The organism is Vibrio sp. LB10LO1, assembly GCF_010092875.1.
Lineage (GTDB): Bacteria > Pseudomonadota > Gammaproteobacteria > Enterobacterales > Vibrionaceae > Vibrio > Vibrio campbellii.
The window spans coordinates 112,479-128,420 of the sequence record NZ_JAADJW010000015.1 but is presented as its reverse complement, the minus strand read 5'-3'; the positions used below and the strand labels follow the sequence as shown (position 1 = coordinate 128,420).

Annotated in this window: 11 protein-coding genes; 6 read left to right on the top strand and 5 right to left on the bottom strand. The window is 48.0% G+C overall.

Annotation, left to right across the window (positions count from 1 at the left end; genetic code table 11):
- The first annotated feature begins 275 nt into the window (after positions 1–275).
- The 3 genes from recG to GXP65_RS13235 all read left to right on the top strand — a co-directional run bounded on the left by recG (position 276) and on the right by GXP65_RS13235 (position 6,168).
- Complete coding sequence (recG, locus tag GXP65_RS13245; RefSeq protein ID WP_162093017.1) at positions 276–2,357, top strand: ATP-dependent DNA helicase RecG; 2,082 nt, start codon at positions 276–278, stop codon at positions 2,355–2,357.
- 205 nt (positions 2,358–2,562) lie between these two features.
- Positions 2,563–4,524: a S9 family peptidase gene (locus tag GXP65_RS13240; RefSeq protein WP_162093016.1), complete on the top strand. Its 1,962-nt coding sequence runs from the start codon at positions 2,563–2,565 to the stop codon at positions 4,522–4,524.
- 252 nt (positions 4,525–4,776) lie between these two features.
- Positions 4,777–6,168, top strand: coding sequence for a uracil-xanthine permease family protein (locus GXP65_RS13235; protein WP_039985618.1), 1,392 nt, complete (start codon positions 4,777–4,779; stop codon positions 6,166–6,168).
- 78 nt (positions 6,169–6,246) lie between these two features.
- On the opposite strand, the gene envZ is transcribed toward GXP65_RS13235, so the two are convergent.
- A complete protein-coding gene (gene envZ / locus GXP65_RS13230) occupies positions 6,247–7,539 on the bottom strand; it encodes a two-component system sensor histidine kinase EnvZ (RefSeq protein ID WP_005430094.1) in 1,293 nt (430 codons plus the stop codon).
- A gap of 125 nt (positions 7,540–7,664) precedes the next feature.
- The gene (gene ompR, locus GXP65_RS13225) at positions 7,665–8,384 is read right to left on the bottom strand and encodes a two-component system response regulator OmpR (RefSeq protein ID WP_005430151.1); all 720 of its coding nucleotides are present in this window, start codon (positions 8,382–8,384) and stop codon (positions 7,665–7,667) included.
- A 214-nt stretch (positions 8,385–8,598) separates the two neighbouring features.
- On the opposite strand from ompR, the gene greB reads away from it, so the two are divergent.
- A complete protein-coding gene (gene greB, locus GXP65_RS13220; protein WP_009707958.1) occupies positions 8,599–9,084 on the top strand; it encodes a transcription elongation factor GreB in 486 nt (161 codons plus the stop codon).
- 72 nt (positions 9,085–9,156) lie between these two features.
- Here greB and GXP65_RS13215 read toward each other — a convergent pair whose 3' ends face one another.
- A complete protein-coding gene (locus GXP65_RS13215) occupies positions 9,157–11,040 on the bottom strand; it encodes a RimK/LysX family protein (RefSeq protein WP_205455529.1) in 1,884 nt (627 codons plus the stop codon).
- 209 nt (positions 11,041–11,249) lie between these two features.
- On the opposite strand from GXP65_RS13215, the gene GXP65_RS13210 reads away from it, so the two are divergent.
- Entirely contained in the window at positions 11,250–13,571 is a 2,322-nt protein-coding gene (locus GXP65_RS13210; protein ID WP_162093015.1) for a Tex family protein, read from the top strand.
- Between the two features lie 124 nt (positions 13,572–13,695).
- On the opposite strand, the gene GXP65_RS13205 is transcribed toward GXP65_RS13210, so the two are convergent.
- Together GXP65_RS13205 and bioH are read right to left on the bottom strand one after the other, a co-directional pair.
- The gene (locus GXP65_RS13205) at positions 13,696–14,160 is read right to left on the bottom strand and encodes an ATP-dependent Lon protease (protein WP_077201183.1); all 465 of its coding nucleotides are present in this window, start codon (positions 14,158–14,160) and stop codon (positions 13,696–13,698) included.
- A 135-nt stretch (positions 14,161–14,295) separates the two neighbouring features.
- The gene (gene bioH / locus GXP65_RS13200) at positions 14,296–15,060 is read right to left on the bottom strand and encodes a pimeloyl-ACP methyl ester esterase BioH (RefSeq protein WP_077201292.1); all 765 of its coding nucleotides are present in this window, start codon (positions 15,058–15,060) and stop codon (positions 14,296–14,298) included.
- Positions 15,061–15,144: 84 nt separating this feature from the next.
- On the opposite strand from bioH, the gene GXP65_RS13195 reads away from it, so the two are divergent.
- Entirely contained in the window at positions 15,145–15,870 is a 726-nt protein-coding gene (locus GXP65_RS13195) for a phosphoribosyltransferase family protein (protein WP_162093014.1), read from the top strand.
- Positions 15,871–15,942 lie beyond the last annotated feature (72 nt).

Genomic DNA, 15,942 nt, shown 5'->3' with positions numbered 1-15,942 from the left:
GATTCGGGATTCGGGATTCGGGATTCGGGATTCGGGATTCGGGATTCGGGATTCGATTCTATTTTGCCTTTCTGGGGAGAAGTTCTGTCAACAATTTCTATACTTAAGCTTCTTTCAGTCCATGTCCCAGCGCACACATCCCGATTCCCAAAGCGAAGCGTTCTCGAATCTCGGAGCGTAAGCGTTCCCATATCCCTTTCTCTAACTTAATCCTGTACAAAAACACAGCTTAGTGGTTAACATACTGCTATGTTAACTATTTTCTTGAGCCCACTATGTCTGCCCAAATGTTATCTGCTGTTCCTTTAACTTCTCTGTCTGGAGTTGGCGCTAAAGTCGCAGAAAAACTCGCCAAAGTTGGCTTGCATAGCGTTCAAGATCTGCTGTTTCATCTTCCTCTTCGTTACGAAGATCGCACTCGCATTCACCCAATCGCCAAACTGCATGCCGGACTTTGGGCGGCGGTACAGGGCAAAGTCATGGCTGTCGATACTACTTTCGGCAAACGCAAAATGCTGACGGTAAAGATCAGCGACGGCAATGGCACCATTACCCTACGCTTTTTTAACTTTACTGCCGCGATGAAGAACAATTTCTCGAATGGTAAGTTAGTACACGCTTACGGTGAAATTAAGCGTGGCGGTATGGGCTTAGAAATTGTTCACCCTGACTACAAGTTTTATGTAAGTGAGCAAAAGCCGGATGTGGAACAGAGCTTAACTCCCGTTTATCCAACCACCGATGGGTTGCGTCAAATCACTTTGCGTAACCTGACGGAACAAGCTTTATCACTCCTCGATAAAGCCGCAGTGCAAGAGTTGCTGCCTTCCGGTTTGTACAATCACCAGATCACCATGTCGCAAGCGCTGCATACGATTCATCGACCGCCTCCAACCATTAATTTGGATGAGTTTGATGAAGGTAAACATCCAGCTCAAATTCGTTTGATCATGGAAGAATTACTGGCGCAGAACCTCTCTATGTTGGCAGTGCGCAGCAAAGGACAACAGGACGTTGCATTGCCTTTGGCATCGTGTGACTCGCTGAAAAAGCAACTACTGGCTCAATTGCCCTTCTCGCCGACCAATGCTCAAGCACGAGTCGTTAAAGAAATTGAAGCTGACTTAGAAAAAACGCACCCAATGATGCGCCTTGTTCAAGGTGACGTAGGCTCGGGGAAAACTCTAGTTGCTGCGCTTGCTGCCGTCAGAGCCATTGAACACGGCTATCAAGTCGCTTTAATGGCACCGACCGAGCTGCTCGCCGAACAGCACGCGATTAACTTCGCTAATTGGTTTGAGAAAATGGGCATTCAAGTCGGTTGGCTGGCGGGCAAATTAAAAGGTAAAGCCAAAGAAGCCGAATTGGCGCGTATTGCCAGTGGTGAAGCGCAGATGGTCGTGGGCACTCACGCCCTCTTCCAAGAACATGTTGAGTTCCATCATCTTGCTTTGGTCATTATTGATGAACAGCACCGCTTTGGCGTCCACCAGCGCTTAGAGCTGCGCGAGAAAGGCGCTAAACAAGGCGCTTATCCGCACCAGCTCATCATGACAGCAACGCCAATTCCGCGAACATTAGCCATGACAGCTTATGCTGACTTAGAAACGTCGGTGATTGATGAGTTACCGCCAGGTCGAACACCAATCCAAACCGTCGCGATTCCAGACACCAAACGCGATGATATCGTCGAACGAGTGCGCAATGCTTGCTTAAACGAAGGCAAACAAGCGTATTGGGTATGTACCTTGATTGATGAGTCCGAAGTCTTGGAGGCTCAAGCTGCTGCCGACACTGCAGAAGAGCTGCAACGTAAACTGCCTGACGTAAAAATTGGTCTAGTGCACGGACGAATGAAGCCCGCAGAGAAGCAAGCGGTGATGCAGGATTTCAAAGACAACAAGCTGCATTTACTGGTCGCAACGACAGTGATTGAAGTTGGCGTAGACGTCCCCAACTCCAGTTTGATGATCATCGAGAACCCAGAGCGTTTAGGTTTGGCTCAGTTACACCAGCTTAGAGGTCGTGTTGGTCGAGGTTCAGTGGCTAGCCATTGTGTGTTGCTGTATCACTCGCCACTATCAAAAACCGCGCAAAAACGTTTAGGCGTATTACGAGAAAGCAACGACGGCTTCGTGATCGCACAGAAAGACTTAGAGATTCGCGGACCGGGTGAGCTTCTTGGTACCAAACAAACTGGCTTGGCAGATTTTAAAATTGCCGACTTAGTGCGAGATCAGCGCTTAATTCCGGAAGTTCAACGCATTGCACGTTACATTCATGACAACTACCCGACGAATGCGACCGCAATTATTGATCGTTGGTTAGGCGAGCGTGACATTTATTCTAAGGCGTAAACGGGCAGCGCCTTAGAAGTAAGACGTTTCTTTCACCAATTCGATAACTAAATCACATCTAAATTTCTATTCTATTGATTTTAAATATGTAAAATCAATAACGTTTTATTAACACAACACACAGATGCGTTGTGCTATCGGCTAGGTTAGTTAAGCACTACTGCTAACCTCCACTCTGATAATAAATACGTTTCAAGGAGTAGAAATGAAGAGTACCTGCCTTAGGCTGTTGGCTTCAGCCTGTATTCTAAGTAGTGGTTCAGCATTTGCTGACACCTCAGATATGGCGAAATTGTTCGCTAAAGGATCGAGCTTTTTTAACCCAAAACTCTCCCCTGATGGCAAATACCTTGGGGTCGAATCCAAAGTGGATGGCAAAGACGCGCTGGTCATTCTCGACGCACAAACAATGAAGCCAACCAACATGCTTCGATTCCCAGACAACGAGCAGGTCGCGGATTATTACTGGGTCAACAATGAGCGCGTTGTCGCTTCAAAAGAAACCTTCACGGGCTGGTTTACTCAACCCTCACCCACAGGTGAATTTGTTGCCGCGAATGTCGACGGTTCTAAAACCGCCTACCTGTTCGGTCCTCAACCACCACAAAGCGGCAGCAGCGTTTCTAAACGAGGCAAAGCCACTCGCGCCTTCGGCATCATGTTAGACCCAATGCCAAATGACGAAAAGCACATGCTGATTGCAGCGATTCCATACAACCGCTCATTTGACATGGAAGAGGAAAAAGATGTCTACAAAGTCAATGTCTACAATGGTCGTGCGACCAAGCAGATGTCAGCCCCTATCAGAAACAGCTATTTCCTAGTTAACCATGATAACCAAGTAGGCTTTGTAACGGGCGCTGGTGATGATCTCAAACTGAAGTCTTTCTATCGCAATGGCAACAAGTGGCAATCCATCGCGACATTAGACAAACTCAATTTAGAAGAACTAACCCCCATTTCCTTCGCCGAAAACAACCATGCGATTTATGCCGCTGCAAGTAAAGACGGCTCACCCCAAGCGATTTACCATGTTGATTTAAAAACAGGAAAATACAAAGAAGTGGTTGCCGGCGAAAAGGTTTCACCACATAACTTTTGGCTAGATCAGCAATCCAAGCAACTGTACGCCATTGAATATGAAAAAGACTATCCAACCTATGCCTTCGTGGACGACAAGCACCCGCTGAGCAAGCAGTTGAAGCAACTACTGGCGACATTTGAAGGTCATCAAGTGCGTATTCTTAGCCAAACAGAAAATGGCGATAAATTCATTGCTCTGGCATTTAACGACCGTAATCCCGGCGATTATTACCTATTCAACACCGATCCTGTCGAAGGTCGATACCTCTTCTCTGCACAGAAATGGCACGACCCAAAAAAAATGGCAGAAGTTCGTCCATTTGCTTTCACGGCAAGAGACGGGCAGGAAATCAATGCCTTGCTAACACTTCCACCGGGTAAAGCGGAAAAGGACCTACCTTTGATTGTGAACCCGCACGGTGGACCTCACGGACCGCGTGACTGGTGGGAGTTCAATCCAGAGAACCAGTTCTTAGCTCAAAAGGGCTATGCTGTTCTGCAAATCAACTTCCGTGGTAGTGGTGGCTTTGGAGATAACTTTGAAGAACTTGGATACCGTAAATGGGGTACCAATATTCAGTACGACATCATTGATGCCACTCGCCATATCATCAAGCAAGGTATTGCCGATGCCGATCGTATCTGTATTTCTGGCGGTAGTTTTGGCGGCTACAGCGCGCTTCAAAGTGCCATCGTCGAACCGGATCTATTCCAGTGTGCAGTAGGCAGCTTTGGCGTCTATGACCTTGAAATGCTTTACACTGAAGGCGACGTAAAAGACCGCAAGTCAGGCGTTAACTATCTAGAAGAAGTGATCGGTCGTGATAAGAAAGAGCTTCAATCTATGTCACCCGTTCATCATGTCGACAAGCTAAAAGCAGACATTATGTTGGTCCACGGAGCCAAAGATGAGCGAGCACCCATTGAACAATTTGACGCTTTAGTGGAAGCGCTCAAAGCGATCAATTATCCGCACAAAACAATGGTGATCGGAGATGAAGGGCACGGGTTTTATAATGATGAGCACCAAGCCAAGTACCTTACTCAAATTGGTGAGTTCTTCGATAAGCACCTGAAAAACTAATCTCCCAAAGTAAAACCTTAAAGGCGATAACCATTCCGTTATCGCCTTTTCTTTCCAGCCCAAAGCAAACGTTTGCTTTTTGAGTAAATCCCTCTATAATCGCGCTCAAAATTTATGGTGTGCGCCTTGTCACATCAAACCAACCTGAGTTGACACTGATTAACAGCAATCACAGGTCATAACGTCAACTCCACCCAGCACTCCCATTCAGCGAGCTCTGGGGCAAGAATTATTGCGACTAGCGAGACAAACATGACAACTTCAAACCGAACTTCGGAACTGGTCTATCAGTTAAACGATCGTCCACCACTACCTCAGACCATTTTTGCTGCACTTCAGCACTTATTGGCGATGTTCGTAGCCGTTATCACCCCTTCTCTGATCATTTGTCAGTCTTTGGGTGTGCCTGCTGACCAAACCAACACCATCATCAGCATGTCACTGTTTGCATCAGGCGTGTCTTCCTTTATTCAAATTCGTACCTTTGGCCCTATCGGCTCAGGTTTACTTTCTGTGCAAGGCACCAGCTTTAACTTCTTAGGTCCAATCATTGGTGCGGGTCTTTCTCTTAAAGCAGGCGGTGCGGACCTCAGCACCATGATGGCAGCGATTTTCGGTACTATCTTGGTGGCGTCTTTTGCTGAAATCCTGCTATCTCGCGTCTTAGAACACGCACGCCGCATCATTACGCCATTGGTGTCTGGCATTGTCGTGACGCTTATCGGCCTGACGCTTATCCAAGTGGGTTTGGTATCAATGGGCGGTGGCTACGCGGCAATGAGCGATGGCTCTTTCGGTAGCCTAGACAAGTTAGCTCTCGCTGGCACAGTACTTGGCTTGATCGTGATTCTTAACCGCTCAAAGAACCCATACCTACGTGTTGCATCAATTGTAATTGCAATGCTGGTTGGCTACGTCATGGCGTACTTCATGGGTATGGTCGACACCTCAACACTGGGCGAAACTGACCTCATCGCGCTGCCAATCCCAATGCAATACGGCTTAAGCTTCGACTGGTCGCTGTTTATTCCACTGGTTCTGATTTTCTTCATCACGGCACTAGAAGCAATAGGTGACATCACCGCAACGTCTGAAGTTTCCGGTGAGCCAGTGAAAGGTCCGGTTTACATGAAGCGCATCAAAGGCGGCGTATTAGCTGATGGTCTAAACTCAGCGATTGCTGCGGTATTCAACAGCTTCCCGAACTCTACCTTTAGCCAAAACAACGGCATCATTATGCTCACTGGTGTAGCAAGCCGTTACGTGGGTTACTTCATTTCAGGCATGTTGGTGATTCTGGGTCTTTTCCCGGGTGTGGCAAGCTTTGTTCAGCTGATTCCTGAGCCAGTTCTGGGCGGCGCGACTATCGTGATGTTCGGTACCATTGCCGCAGCGGGCGTACGCATCATCTCTCGTGTCGACCTCGATCGCCGCGCAATCCTAATTATGGCGTTGTCGTTCTCGATGGGTTTGGGCATTGCACAAAAACCAGAAATTCTGCAATTCATGCCTGAGTTTATTAAGAGCATTTTCTCCACGGGTGTGGCAGCAGGCGGCATCACCGCTATCGTATTGAACCTACTGCTTCCAGAGAAACTGGAAGAGGAAGACGAGCTGGTTGCTCAAGAGGTAAAAGAATCCTAACCTTGCCCTAGGATGATCGGGGAGCCCAACCTAGTCATAGGTTGGGCTTTTTTATTGGAATCGATTGAGCAAGAAAGCTTACTTGGTTGGGAAACTGATTTGTGCGCTTAACCCGCCTTCACTGCGGTTACGTACCACAACCGAACCAGAATGTTGGCTAACGATACGCTTCACAATGGCTAAGCCCAATCCGGTCCCTTCACTGCCTCGCGCCGTGTCACCACGAGTAAAAGGTTCAAACAACTTGGCAATTTGCGATTGCTCGATGCCCGGGCCGTTGTCTTCAACGCACACCCACACCAACTGTTTGTCGGCAGTGACACCCGTACTGATTTTCACCCAGCCATTACCGTATCGCAGAGCATTAACCACAAGGTTACTCACCGCACGTTTGATCGCGATTGGGCTGCCTTTTGCGGTTGGCATCGTTGGGTTGAGGTCCGTTTCAATTTCGACTTCATAACCCCCTTCCGACGTTGCTACGTCGCTGGTGATGGTATTAATGTCCACCTGCTCGAACGACTCTTTATTTACTGGCTTGAGGTAGTCCATAAACTGGCTGATGATCTCGTTACACTCTTCGGTATCACTGATGATGCCTTCAGCTAAGTAACTGTCTTCAGGTGACATCATTTCTGTCGCAAGACGAATACGCGTCAGTGGCGTACGTAAGTCGTGGCTAATGCCTGCCATCAGTAGCGCACGGTCTTCTTCAAGCTCTTGAATACCTTTCGACATCTGGTTGAAGGCGCGAGTTACAGAGCGGATTTCTGAAGCACCCTTCTCTGGCAATGGCGGTGGAATTTCACCTCGACCTACTCCTTTCGCGGCTTTTTCTAGCGCAATCAAAGGTCGGTTTTGTAAGCGAATAAACAACCAACCACCAGCAATGATCAGAAGCGCCATGATTAAGCTATTACGGAACAGCGGAGCAAAGTCTTCTTCTTGCAGTTCTGAAAGCGGAATACGGATGATGGAGTTCGGCAACTGATCGATGCGCATCCACAGAATGTAGCTTTCACTGCCAAGCAGCAAACGCACTTCCGTTGGAGAGCCGAGCTCTTGCGTCATCTCTTCCGACATCAAATCAATCGACATTGCATGATTGAACTCATTCATCATCTCGCTATCAACGCTGTGTACCGTCACACCCAAGTTTTCCAGCAGTTGGTGGCGCAGCGGAGCATCAGCTTTGAGTAGACCATCTTCATCGAGTACCAGATTCAACTCGTGGGCGAGAATTTTGTTGAACTGCTGCAAACTTGGCATCAACGCGTAGTTAAAAACGGCGTAGTAAGAAAAGACTTGGCTAGCGAGAAGCAAAGAGATGAACAGCAGAATGGATTGTGTAAATGAACTTCGGATTCGCATGGAGGATCCCTAATGGACTGTTCCTAGTGAACAACATTAATTGCGAGTTTCCAGCCCTCAAACAGGAAGGAGGCTTGAGGGTGGAATATGAGCAGCCGAGTATTATCGGCAGGCAGTAGAAGGTATTACGCTTCTTTGCCGTCTGGGACGAACACGTAACCTAAGCCCCATACCGTTTGGATGTAGCGTGGTTTGCTTGGGTCGTCTTCTAGCATGCGGCGTAGACGTGAGATTTGAACGTCGATAGAACGCTCCATCGCTGAGTATTCACGACCACGAGCCATGTTCATCAGCTTATCACGCGACATTGGCTCACGAGCGTTGGTCACAAGTGCTTTCAGCACCGCGAATTCACCCGAAGTCAGTGGCATCGCTTCATCACCACGGAACATTTCACGCGTACCTAGGTTCAAACGGAAGTCACCAAACTCAACCACTTTCTCTTCCGTGCTTGGCGCACCTGGCAGTTCAACCGTTTGGCGGCGAAGTACTGCTTTAATTCGAGCCAGCAGTTCACGCGGGTTAAACGGCTTTGGTAAGTAATCGTCTGCACCCACTTCAAGGCCAACGATACGATCGACTTCATCGCCTTTCGCCGTCAGCATAAGGATAGGTAGCATGTTGTTGGCGTGACGTAGACGACGACAAATCGATAAGCCATCTTCGCCCGGCAACATTAAATCCAACACCATAAGGTGGAAGTTTTCACGGGTCAGAAGACGGTCCATCTGCTCGCCGTTAGCGACACTTCTCACTTGAAAACCTTGCTCAGAAAGGTAACGCTCCAACAGAGCACGCAAACGAGCATCGTCATCAACCACTAATATTTTATGATTTTCCTGCATTGAAACATCCTTTCAGAGGCATCTATAGTCAAAAATGTATCACTGTTTTTTCAAACGTGCTTGTGCAAATTGTTACTCTTTTTATCTTAGCCACGGTTTTGATGAATTATTTCGATGTTTCGCATTATTTTTCTCCTCATCACAACAATTTACAGTCAGACAAAATCAAGGCTAATATGATCAACAGAATCCAATAACGGCTGATTTACTTCTAATGAAAACCAATTTAATTACCCGTGAAGGCTACAATCGCCTAAAAACCGAACTCGACTTTTTATGGCGAGAAGAACGCCCAGAAGTCACCAAAAAAGTCACTTGGGCAGCAAGCTTAGGCGACCGAAGTGAAAACGCTGATTATCAATACAACAAAAAACGTCTGCGTGAAATTGACCGTCGTGTCAGATACTTACGAAAGCGTCTAGAGCAAGTCAAAGTGGTGGATTACTCACCTCAGCAAGAAGGCAAAGTGTTCTTTGGTGCTTGGGTGGAAATTGAGAATGAAGCGGGCGATGTGAAGAATTTCCGCATCGTTGGTCCCGATGAAATCTATGGCGATGCAAAAGGTTATATCTCGATTGACTCCCCAATGGCTCGTGCGCTACTAAAAAAAGAAGTCGATGACGAGTTCGCAGTGAGAACGCCGGAAGGCTACAAAGAATGGTTCATCAATAGTATTCGCTACCAAGCCGAAGAAAACTGATTGAATGACCCAATAAGAAGAAAGCCGCACTCTTTAGTGCGGCTTTTACATTTTGGATATCAACCTTGAAGGTTACTCTTCGTAATCAGGCTTCTCGGTCACAATGTAGTTGGTATCGCTGGCAACGATCGCACCGTGCTTCAAGAAGTTCTTACCCAGAATCATGCTGTAATGGAAACGGCTACGGTCTTGCAAGTTTACGCGAATCTTCTTCTCTAGTTCGCCAAGCTTGACGTGCATTTCCACTACCGGACGTACGTTGGCTTTTTCACCTTTCTTGGCTTTAATGCGCATCACGTCAACAACGGGCTTGGTAAATTCCTTCTTCATACCGCTGTCATTCTCGTAGGTGAAGCTCACCATGTCTTTGCCATCTTTCTTGAACTGTTTGATGTTCTTGGCATTAATTGAGCTCACATCCGCGCCCGTATCCAATTTCACAGGGAAAGACATGCCTTCCACTTCCGCCACTTCAATGTGACCGGCTTTAAACAGTGGACGCGCATCGAGTAAGTGATCAGCACGTGTGTTCAACAGCACACCGCCTTTCGCCATGTTGTGGCCAAACACAAAGAACGGCTGCTCTTGGTCATCTTTCTCTAAAACATCAATGGCAAATTCGATGCTCTTCTCTTCATCACCAAATAGGAATTCCCCCTCAACAACTGGGCGAACCGAATCTCCTACTTTGAGCTTCTTCAGGACGCGTTTGGTAATTTTCTCTTCCTTGCCTTTCGAGCTTGGCAGGTAGAAGGTCACGACTTCTTTTTTGTCTTTCTCGGTCAGTTCAAAACCATCCACGCGCAACAACGGCGTTTTAACCGCGAAGGTTGGATACGCAGGCAGAACATGACCATCAATGTTGACTGACTCTTCAGGTGAGATAACCAATGGCTTAGATTTCAGAGCATTCTTAAATGACTTCTCAACGCCACCGAGCAAGTTCTCTTTGTCAGTGTCAATCACGAAGTGCTGACTTGCCACGTCTTTGCCCAAACGGATTTGCGAACTAAAACCGCTGCGATCACGCAGGTACACCAACCATTGCTGAGTTTCAGTTTCACTCACTTGCACAGGTAGGTACACCAGAGGGCGTTCACTCTTGCTGGTTTTCAGCATACGGACGAGTGGCAATGTCATGGGATGACGCTTACCGTTCTCACCTTCTAAAGTGAAAGAGACTTGTTTTTTCTTCTTATCGACTTTGATGTTAAGCGCGTGCACGTTGGTGTAACGACTGGTGGTCGAAATGCTTACCTTGTATGGCACGCCTTCAACATTAACCGTTTCTTTTTTACCGATCATCTGCGCCTTTTGTTGCTCTTGCAGGTAATCGTAACCAGCAAACACCCACGCGTTGTTGTCGAGGTAAGTTTTACCAATCAAGATTGGTGCTGAGAATTGAGTACGTTTGGTCAGGTTGACCACGGTATCCACAGTGTGCCCTGCAATGGTCATCGGCATTTTCACTGTCGGACGTAAAATTGGTTTTTCACTGGTACGGCTGCGGATCGCGCTGATGCGTTCAAGATCATCAGTGATCTTAATTTCTTTACCTGTGTAAGGATGATGAATCGTAAAGCTCACGGTCACTTCGTAGGGTTTGAAGCTGTCTGAATCCCACTTGGCTTTCGTCCCGCCAAGGTCATCGATAATCGCCCACATCAATTTGTCGTCTTTGAGACTTTTGTATTCAGGGTTGCTACTGCTGACGTGGATGTTTTCAGCGTGCATTGATGTGGTATCGGCACCGGTATCAATCTTACCAATGAATGGAACATCACTTAGCTCAGGAATATCATTGTAGTAAACACTCTCTACTCGTCCCAATACGACTTTATCATCAAGTTGGTAAATCGGATCTTGAGTGGTCGCGGAAAGTGTTTGCGACCAAGCGAGCGGCGTCGCCAATAAGGCACCAGAGAGCGCCAGAGCCAAAGACATTTTCTTCATCATTGTTTTCCGTATGAGCTAAGGTATAGGGTTAGTCGACAACCAAACGTATAAGTTCTCAATTTAATTACAGTTTTGACACAAATCTGACTGATGTCCACCAGCGCTCGGTAAATTTTTGAGTTACTAGTTTAAAACATTGCAAATTCCATGAATGACCCCAATGTTCTATACACAACCAATACCCAAACAGAATTAAAGAGAATACACGGATGAGCCAAGCTATCTGTCGCATGATTGCTCAAGAGCTGAATGTTCGCCCTGAGCAAGTCAACGCTGCTGTAACCCTTATCGATGACGGTAACACGGTCCCATTTATTGCACGTTACCGTAAAGAGGTGACGGGCGGCCTTGATGACACCCAACTGCGTACTCTAGACAGCCGTCTGTCTTACCTTCGTGAACTAGACGATCGCCGTCAGACCATCCTGAAGTCGATCCAAGAGCAAGGCAAACTTACGCCAGAGCTAGAACAAGAAATCACTCAGGCAGACAGCAAGACTCGTCTTGAAGACTTGTACTTACCTTACAAACCAAAGCGTCGCACCAAAGGTCAGATCGCGATTGAAGCCGGTCTTGAGCCACTTGCAGACCAGCTTTGGAATCATCCGCAAACTGAGCCAGAAAGTGAAGCAAGCAAATACCTTGATGCAGACAAAGGCGTGGCAGACACCAAAGCCGCACTGGATGGCGCTCGCGCGATCATCATGGAACGCATCGCGGAAGACGCAAACCTGCTAGAGAAAATCCGTGGTCACCTAAACCGCAATGCGGAAATGGGCGCTCGCGTGGTTGAAGGCAAAGAGCAAGAAGGTGAGAAGTTTAAAGATTACTTCAACCACAACGAGCCATTAAGCAAAGTACCATCGCACCGCGCACTGGCAATGCTACGTGGTCGTAACGAAGGCTTCCTGACATTGGCAATGAATGCCGATCCAGAACAGGAAGAAGGCGCGCGCCAGTCATACTGCGAAACGATTATCGCTGACCACTACGGTGTGACACTTAGCAGCGCACCTGCAGATACATGGCGTAAGCAAGTGATCAGCTGGGCATGGCGCATCAAAGTATCGATGCACATGGAAACCGAGCTAATGGGCGCAATGAAAGAGCGCGCAGAGATCGAAGCGATTGAAGTATTCGCCACCAACCTAAAAGACTTGTTGATGGCTGCGCCTGCGGGCCCTCGCGCAACACTTGGTCTCGATCCGGGTCTGCGTACAGGCTCGAAGATCGCTATTGTCGATCCGACTGGTAAGGTGCTTGCAACCGAAACCATCTACCCTCACCCACCACAAAAGCAATACGACAAATCAGCGCAAATCGTTGATCAGTTGGTGCGCAAGTACAACGTCGATTTGATCGCTATCGGTAACGGCACGGCTTCACGTGAAACCGACAGCTTTGTCGCGGACGTCATCAAACGTGGCAACCTGAAAGTTCAGAAGATCATTGTGAGTGAAGCGGGTGCATCGGTTTACTCAGCGTCTGAGCTTGCAGCGAAAGAATTCCCGAATATGGACGTATCTCTGCGTGGTGCGGTGTCGATTGCTCGTCGTCTACAAGACCCACTGGCTGAACTAGTGAAAATCGATCCTAAGTCGATCGGTGTGGGCCAATACCAGCACGATGTTAGTCAATCAATGCTAGCAAAACGCCTTGATGCGATTGTGGAAGACTGTGTAAACGCGGTCGGTGTTGATGTAAACACCGCCTCTGCAGCACTACTGACGCGCGTAGCGGGCTTGTCGAGCACCATCGCGCAGAACATTGTCGACTTCCGCGATGAAAACGGTCGCTTCGAAGCTCGTACAACCTTGAAGAAAGTACCTCGCTTGGGTCCTAAGGCATTCGAGCAGTGTGCAGGTTTCCTACGCATTATGGATGGTAAGAACCCTCTTGATGCGTCAGCAGTTCACCCAGAAGCGTACCCTGTGGTAAAAGCGATCTCTGAGAAGAACAATAAAGACATCAAAGCACTGATTGGTGATTCAAACTTCCTGAAAGGTCTGCATGCGGTCGATTACACCGACGATAACTTCGGTGTACCAACCATTACAGACATCATCAAAGAGCTAGATAAGCCGGGTCGTGACCCGCGTCCAGAATTCAAAACAGCAACGTTCGCAGAAGGCGTAAACTCGGTTTCTGACTTGGAGCCGGGCATGATTCTAGAAGGCGTGGTATCGAACGTAGCCAACTTCGGTGCCTTCGTTGATATCGGCGTTCACCAAGACGGTCTTGTGCATATTTCTGCACTGACAGACCGCTTTGTGTCTGACCCACGTGAAGTGGTGAAAGCGGGCGACATCGTAAAAGTGAAAGTGATGGAAGTGGACGTGCAGCGTAAGCGTATTGGTTTATCGATGCGTTTGAACGACGAACCGGGCCAAGACAACCGTAGCCAACGCTCATCAGCAGCGCCGCGTCGTAATGACCAACCGCAACGTCGTCAGCCTCGCCGTGATGACTCGTCATCTAACAGCGCAATGGGCGGTGCTTTTGCAGCAGCGTTTGCTAAAGCGAAAAAGTAATCTCGCCTAGGCTTCACCACGAATAACGAGGCTTCACCGCTAACGAGCTTTCATAGCTAAAAAGAAAACGCTCTAATCAGTTGTTCTGCTTGGAGCGTTTTTATTTGAGTAGGATATTGAGTCGTCATAATACTGCTATCACTTCTGACGGTGTATGGGGCGCGACCGAGTGACCATAATGAAACTTAATCACCTTCCTGCGCTTTTCCATCAATCCCTCTTTGACCGCAGCATCCAAAATGCGCTTAGGTAATCGAAAGCGTATCGCGTAGCCCTTACCCTGATCTTCGCTGTAACTCTTGAGCGCAAGCAAACCGAACAGACGCTCTAGCATGTCTTCTGGTTCTTCGTGATAACGGGTATCCACCTCGGGTTCCACTTCGTAGTCTGGATGCTCCGATGGGTCCCACGAGGATTGGCGTCGCCGCTTCTCATCACTTTTTACTTTGCGCTCCGCATTGGCTTTCGCCAGTGCGACTGTTGGCGTCACAGGTTCTCGGACTTTATTGTCACGAGCAGCTTGTTCCGTCTGCACATTAACGGATGGGGCGATCAGTGGCACGCTTACGTTAGCCGGTGACACAATCATTGCGAACCCTCCTCAGAGTCGCCCAACTCGTCAATACAGCAAACTCCTCCCGCAAGAAGAGTTCGCTAAAACTTATATCGACCAATTTTTAAGCAGCTTTAGGGCTTTATTCGCTTAGATTTGTAGACTCGCTAATTAAGCGGCAAATTCTCGCACTTGGAGACAAAACGCTTCATGTTCGGTCATGAACGGCGCATGAGAAGATTGGTTGAAAACGAACTGCTGAGTGCTTGGCAACTGCTCACTTAAGTCACTTGCCACTTTGATTGGCACTAAACCATCAAGTCGACCATAAAGACGCAGCATCGGCATAGAGAGAGAAGTCAGCGCATCGCGCAAGTCCACATCGGCAAGAATATTCAAGCCAACCAACAATGAATCAGGATTCGGCTGCGGACGCGATAATACAGCTTGCTTGAGTTGCTTAACGTCTTTGCGCGCAGATGGACTGCCCATCGCTTGCAGCGCCATAAAGCGCTCAATAGTGACAGAGAAGTCTTCCAGCAATTGATCGGTGAATGCGGTTAACACGTTAGGTTGAATGCCACGCCAAGGGCGTGCAGCGGCGAATTTTGGTGAACTTGCTACCGTGATTAACTTGCTTACACGCTGCGGAGCATTAAGTGCAATGTGGGTTGCCACCAAGCCACCTAATGACCAGCCAAGCCAGACAGCTTTTTCTGGTGCGTCTTGCAGAACAAGGTCAGCAATTTTTGCTAAGTCTTCAGCGTGAGATTCTGCGCTGTGTCCGTATCCAGGAAGATCGACCACATGCACTCGGAAATAAGGTTGAAGAGACTCGACGGTCTGCTGCCATACCGCACCATTCATACCCCAACCATGAAGCAACACCAAATCTGGTCCTTGACCAAATGACTGCCAGTGTAAATTCGTGCTCATGCTCTCGTTCTCTCCCACTTATCTTATTCCTTACCACGCAATCCAAGCTTTAGTCTAATGACTCGCACACCTCGGATGGATTGTATGTTATCTCATCAATGGCAAAACATCATGCATCGCGTACTCAGTAGCCAATGCGGATTATGCCGATTTCCCATGCCTCACCGCCAAACGCCCAACTTAATGCGTTGGTGTGAAAGCTGTTTTGACCACCTCACACCAATTGTGCGCTGCGTACGTTGTGGTTTAAAAATGACAGAAAAGGAATCACAAGCCGCCACAGAGTGTGGAGAATGCCTGAAAGAACCACCACCATGGCAGCGTTTGTATACCTTGGGTGATTATGACTTCCCGCTCTCTCAACAAGTACAGCGTTTTAAAGATCACGGCGAAGTCTGGCATGTGGGCGCGCTCACTCAATTATTAGCAGAGCGAGTTGAGCAGCCTGCCCCAGTGATTACAAGTGTGCCCGTTCACTGGCAGCGCTTCTTAAAACGAGGTTTCAACCAGAGCCACATCTTGGCCAAACACCTCGCCCATCATTTAGATATGCGCTATGAAAACAAGGTATTTAAACGCGTCAAAAGCGTCCAATCACAACGAGGAAACAAAAAAGCCAGTCGCGAGCAAAATTTGCAAGGGGCATTTGCCCTACAAGGTGAGGTGTACTTTTCCCACGTCGCGATTGTGGATGATGTGGTTACAACAGGTAGTACGGTCCGACAATTATGTCATTTACTACTTGAAGTTGGCGTAGAAAGCATCGATATTTACTGCATCTGCAGAACTCCTGCGCCCGGTTCGCTCTAGATCGCTTCGCCATGTCTTAGCATCAAAAAGACTAGACCGAGGCGGTAACAGGAGTAGAATAGCAGCAATAGC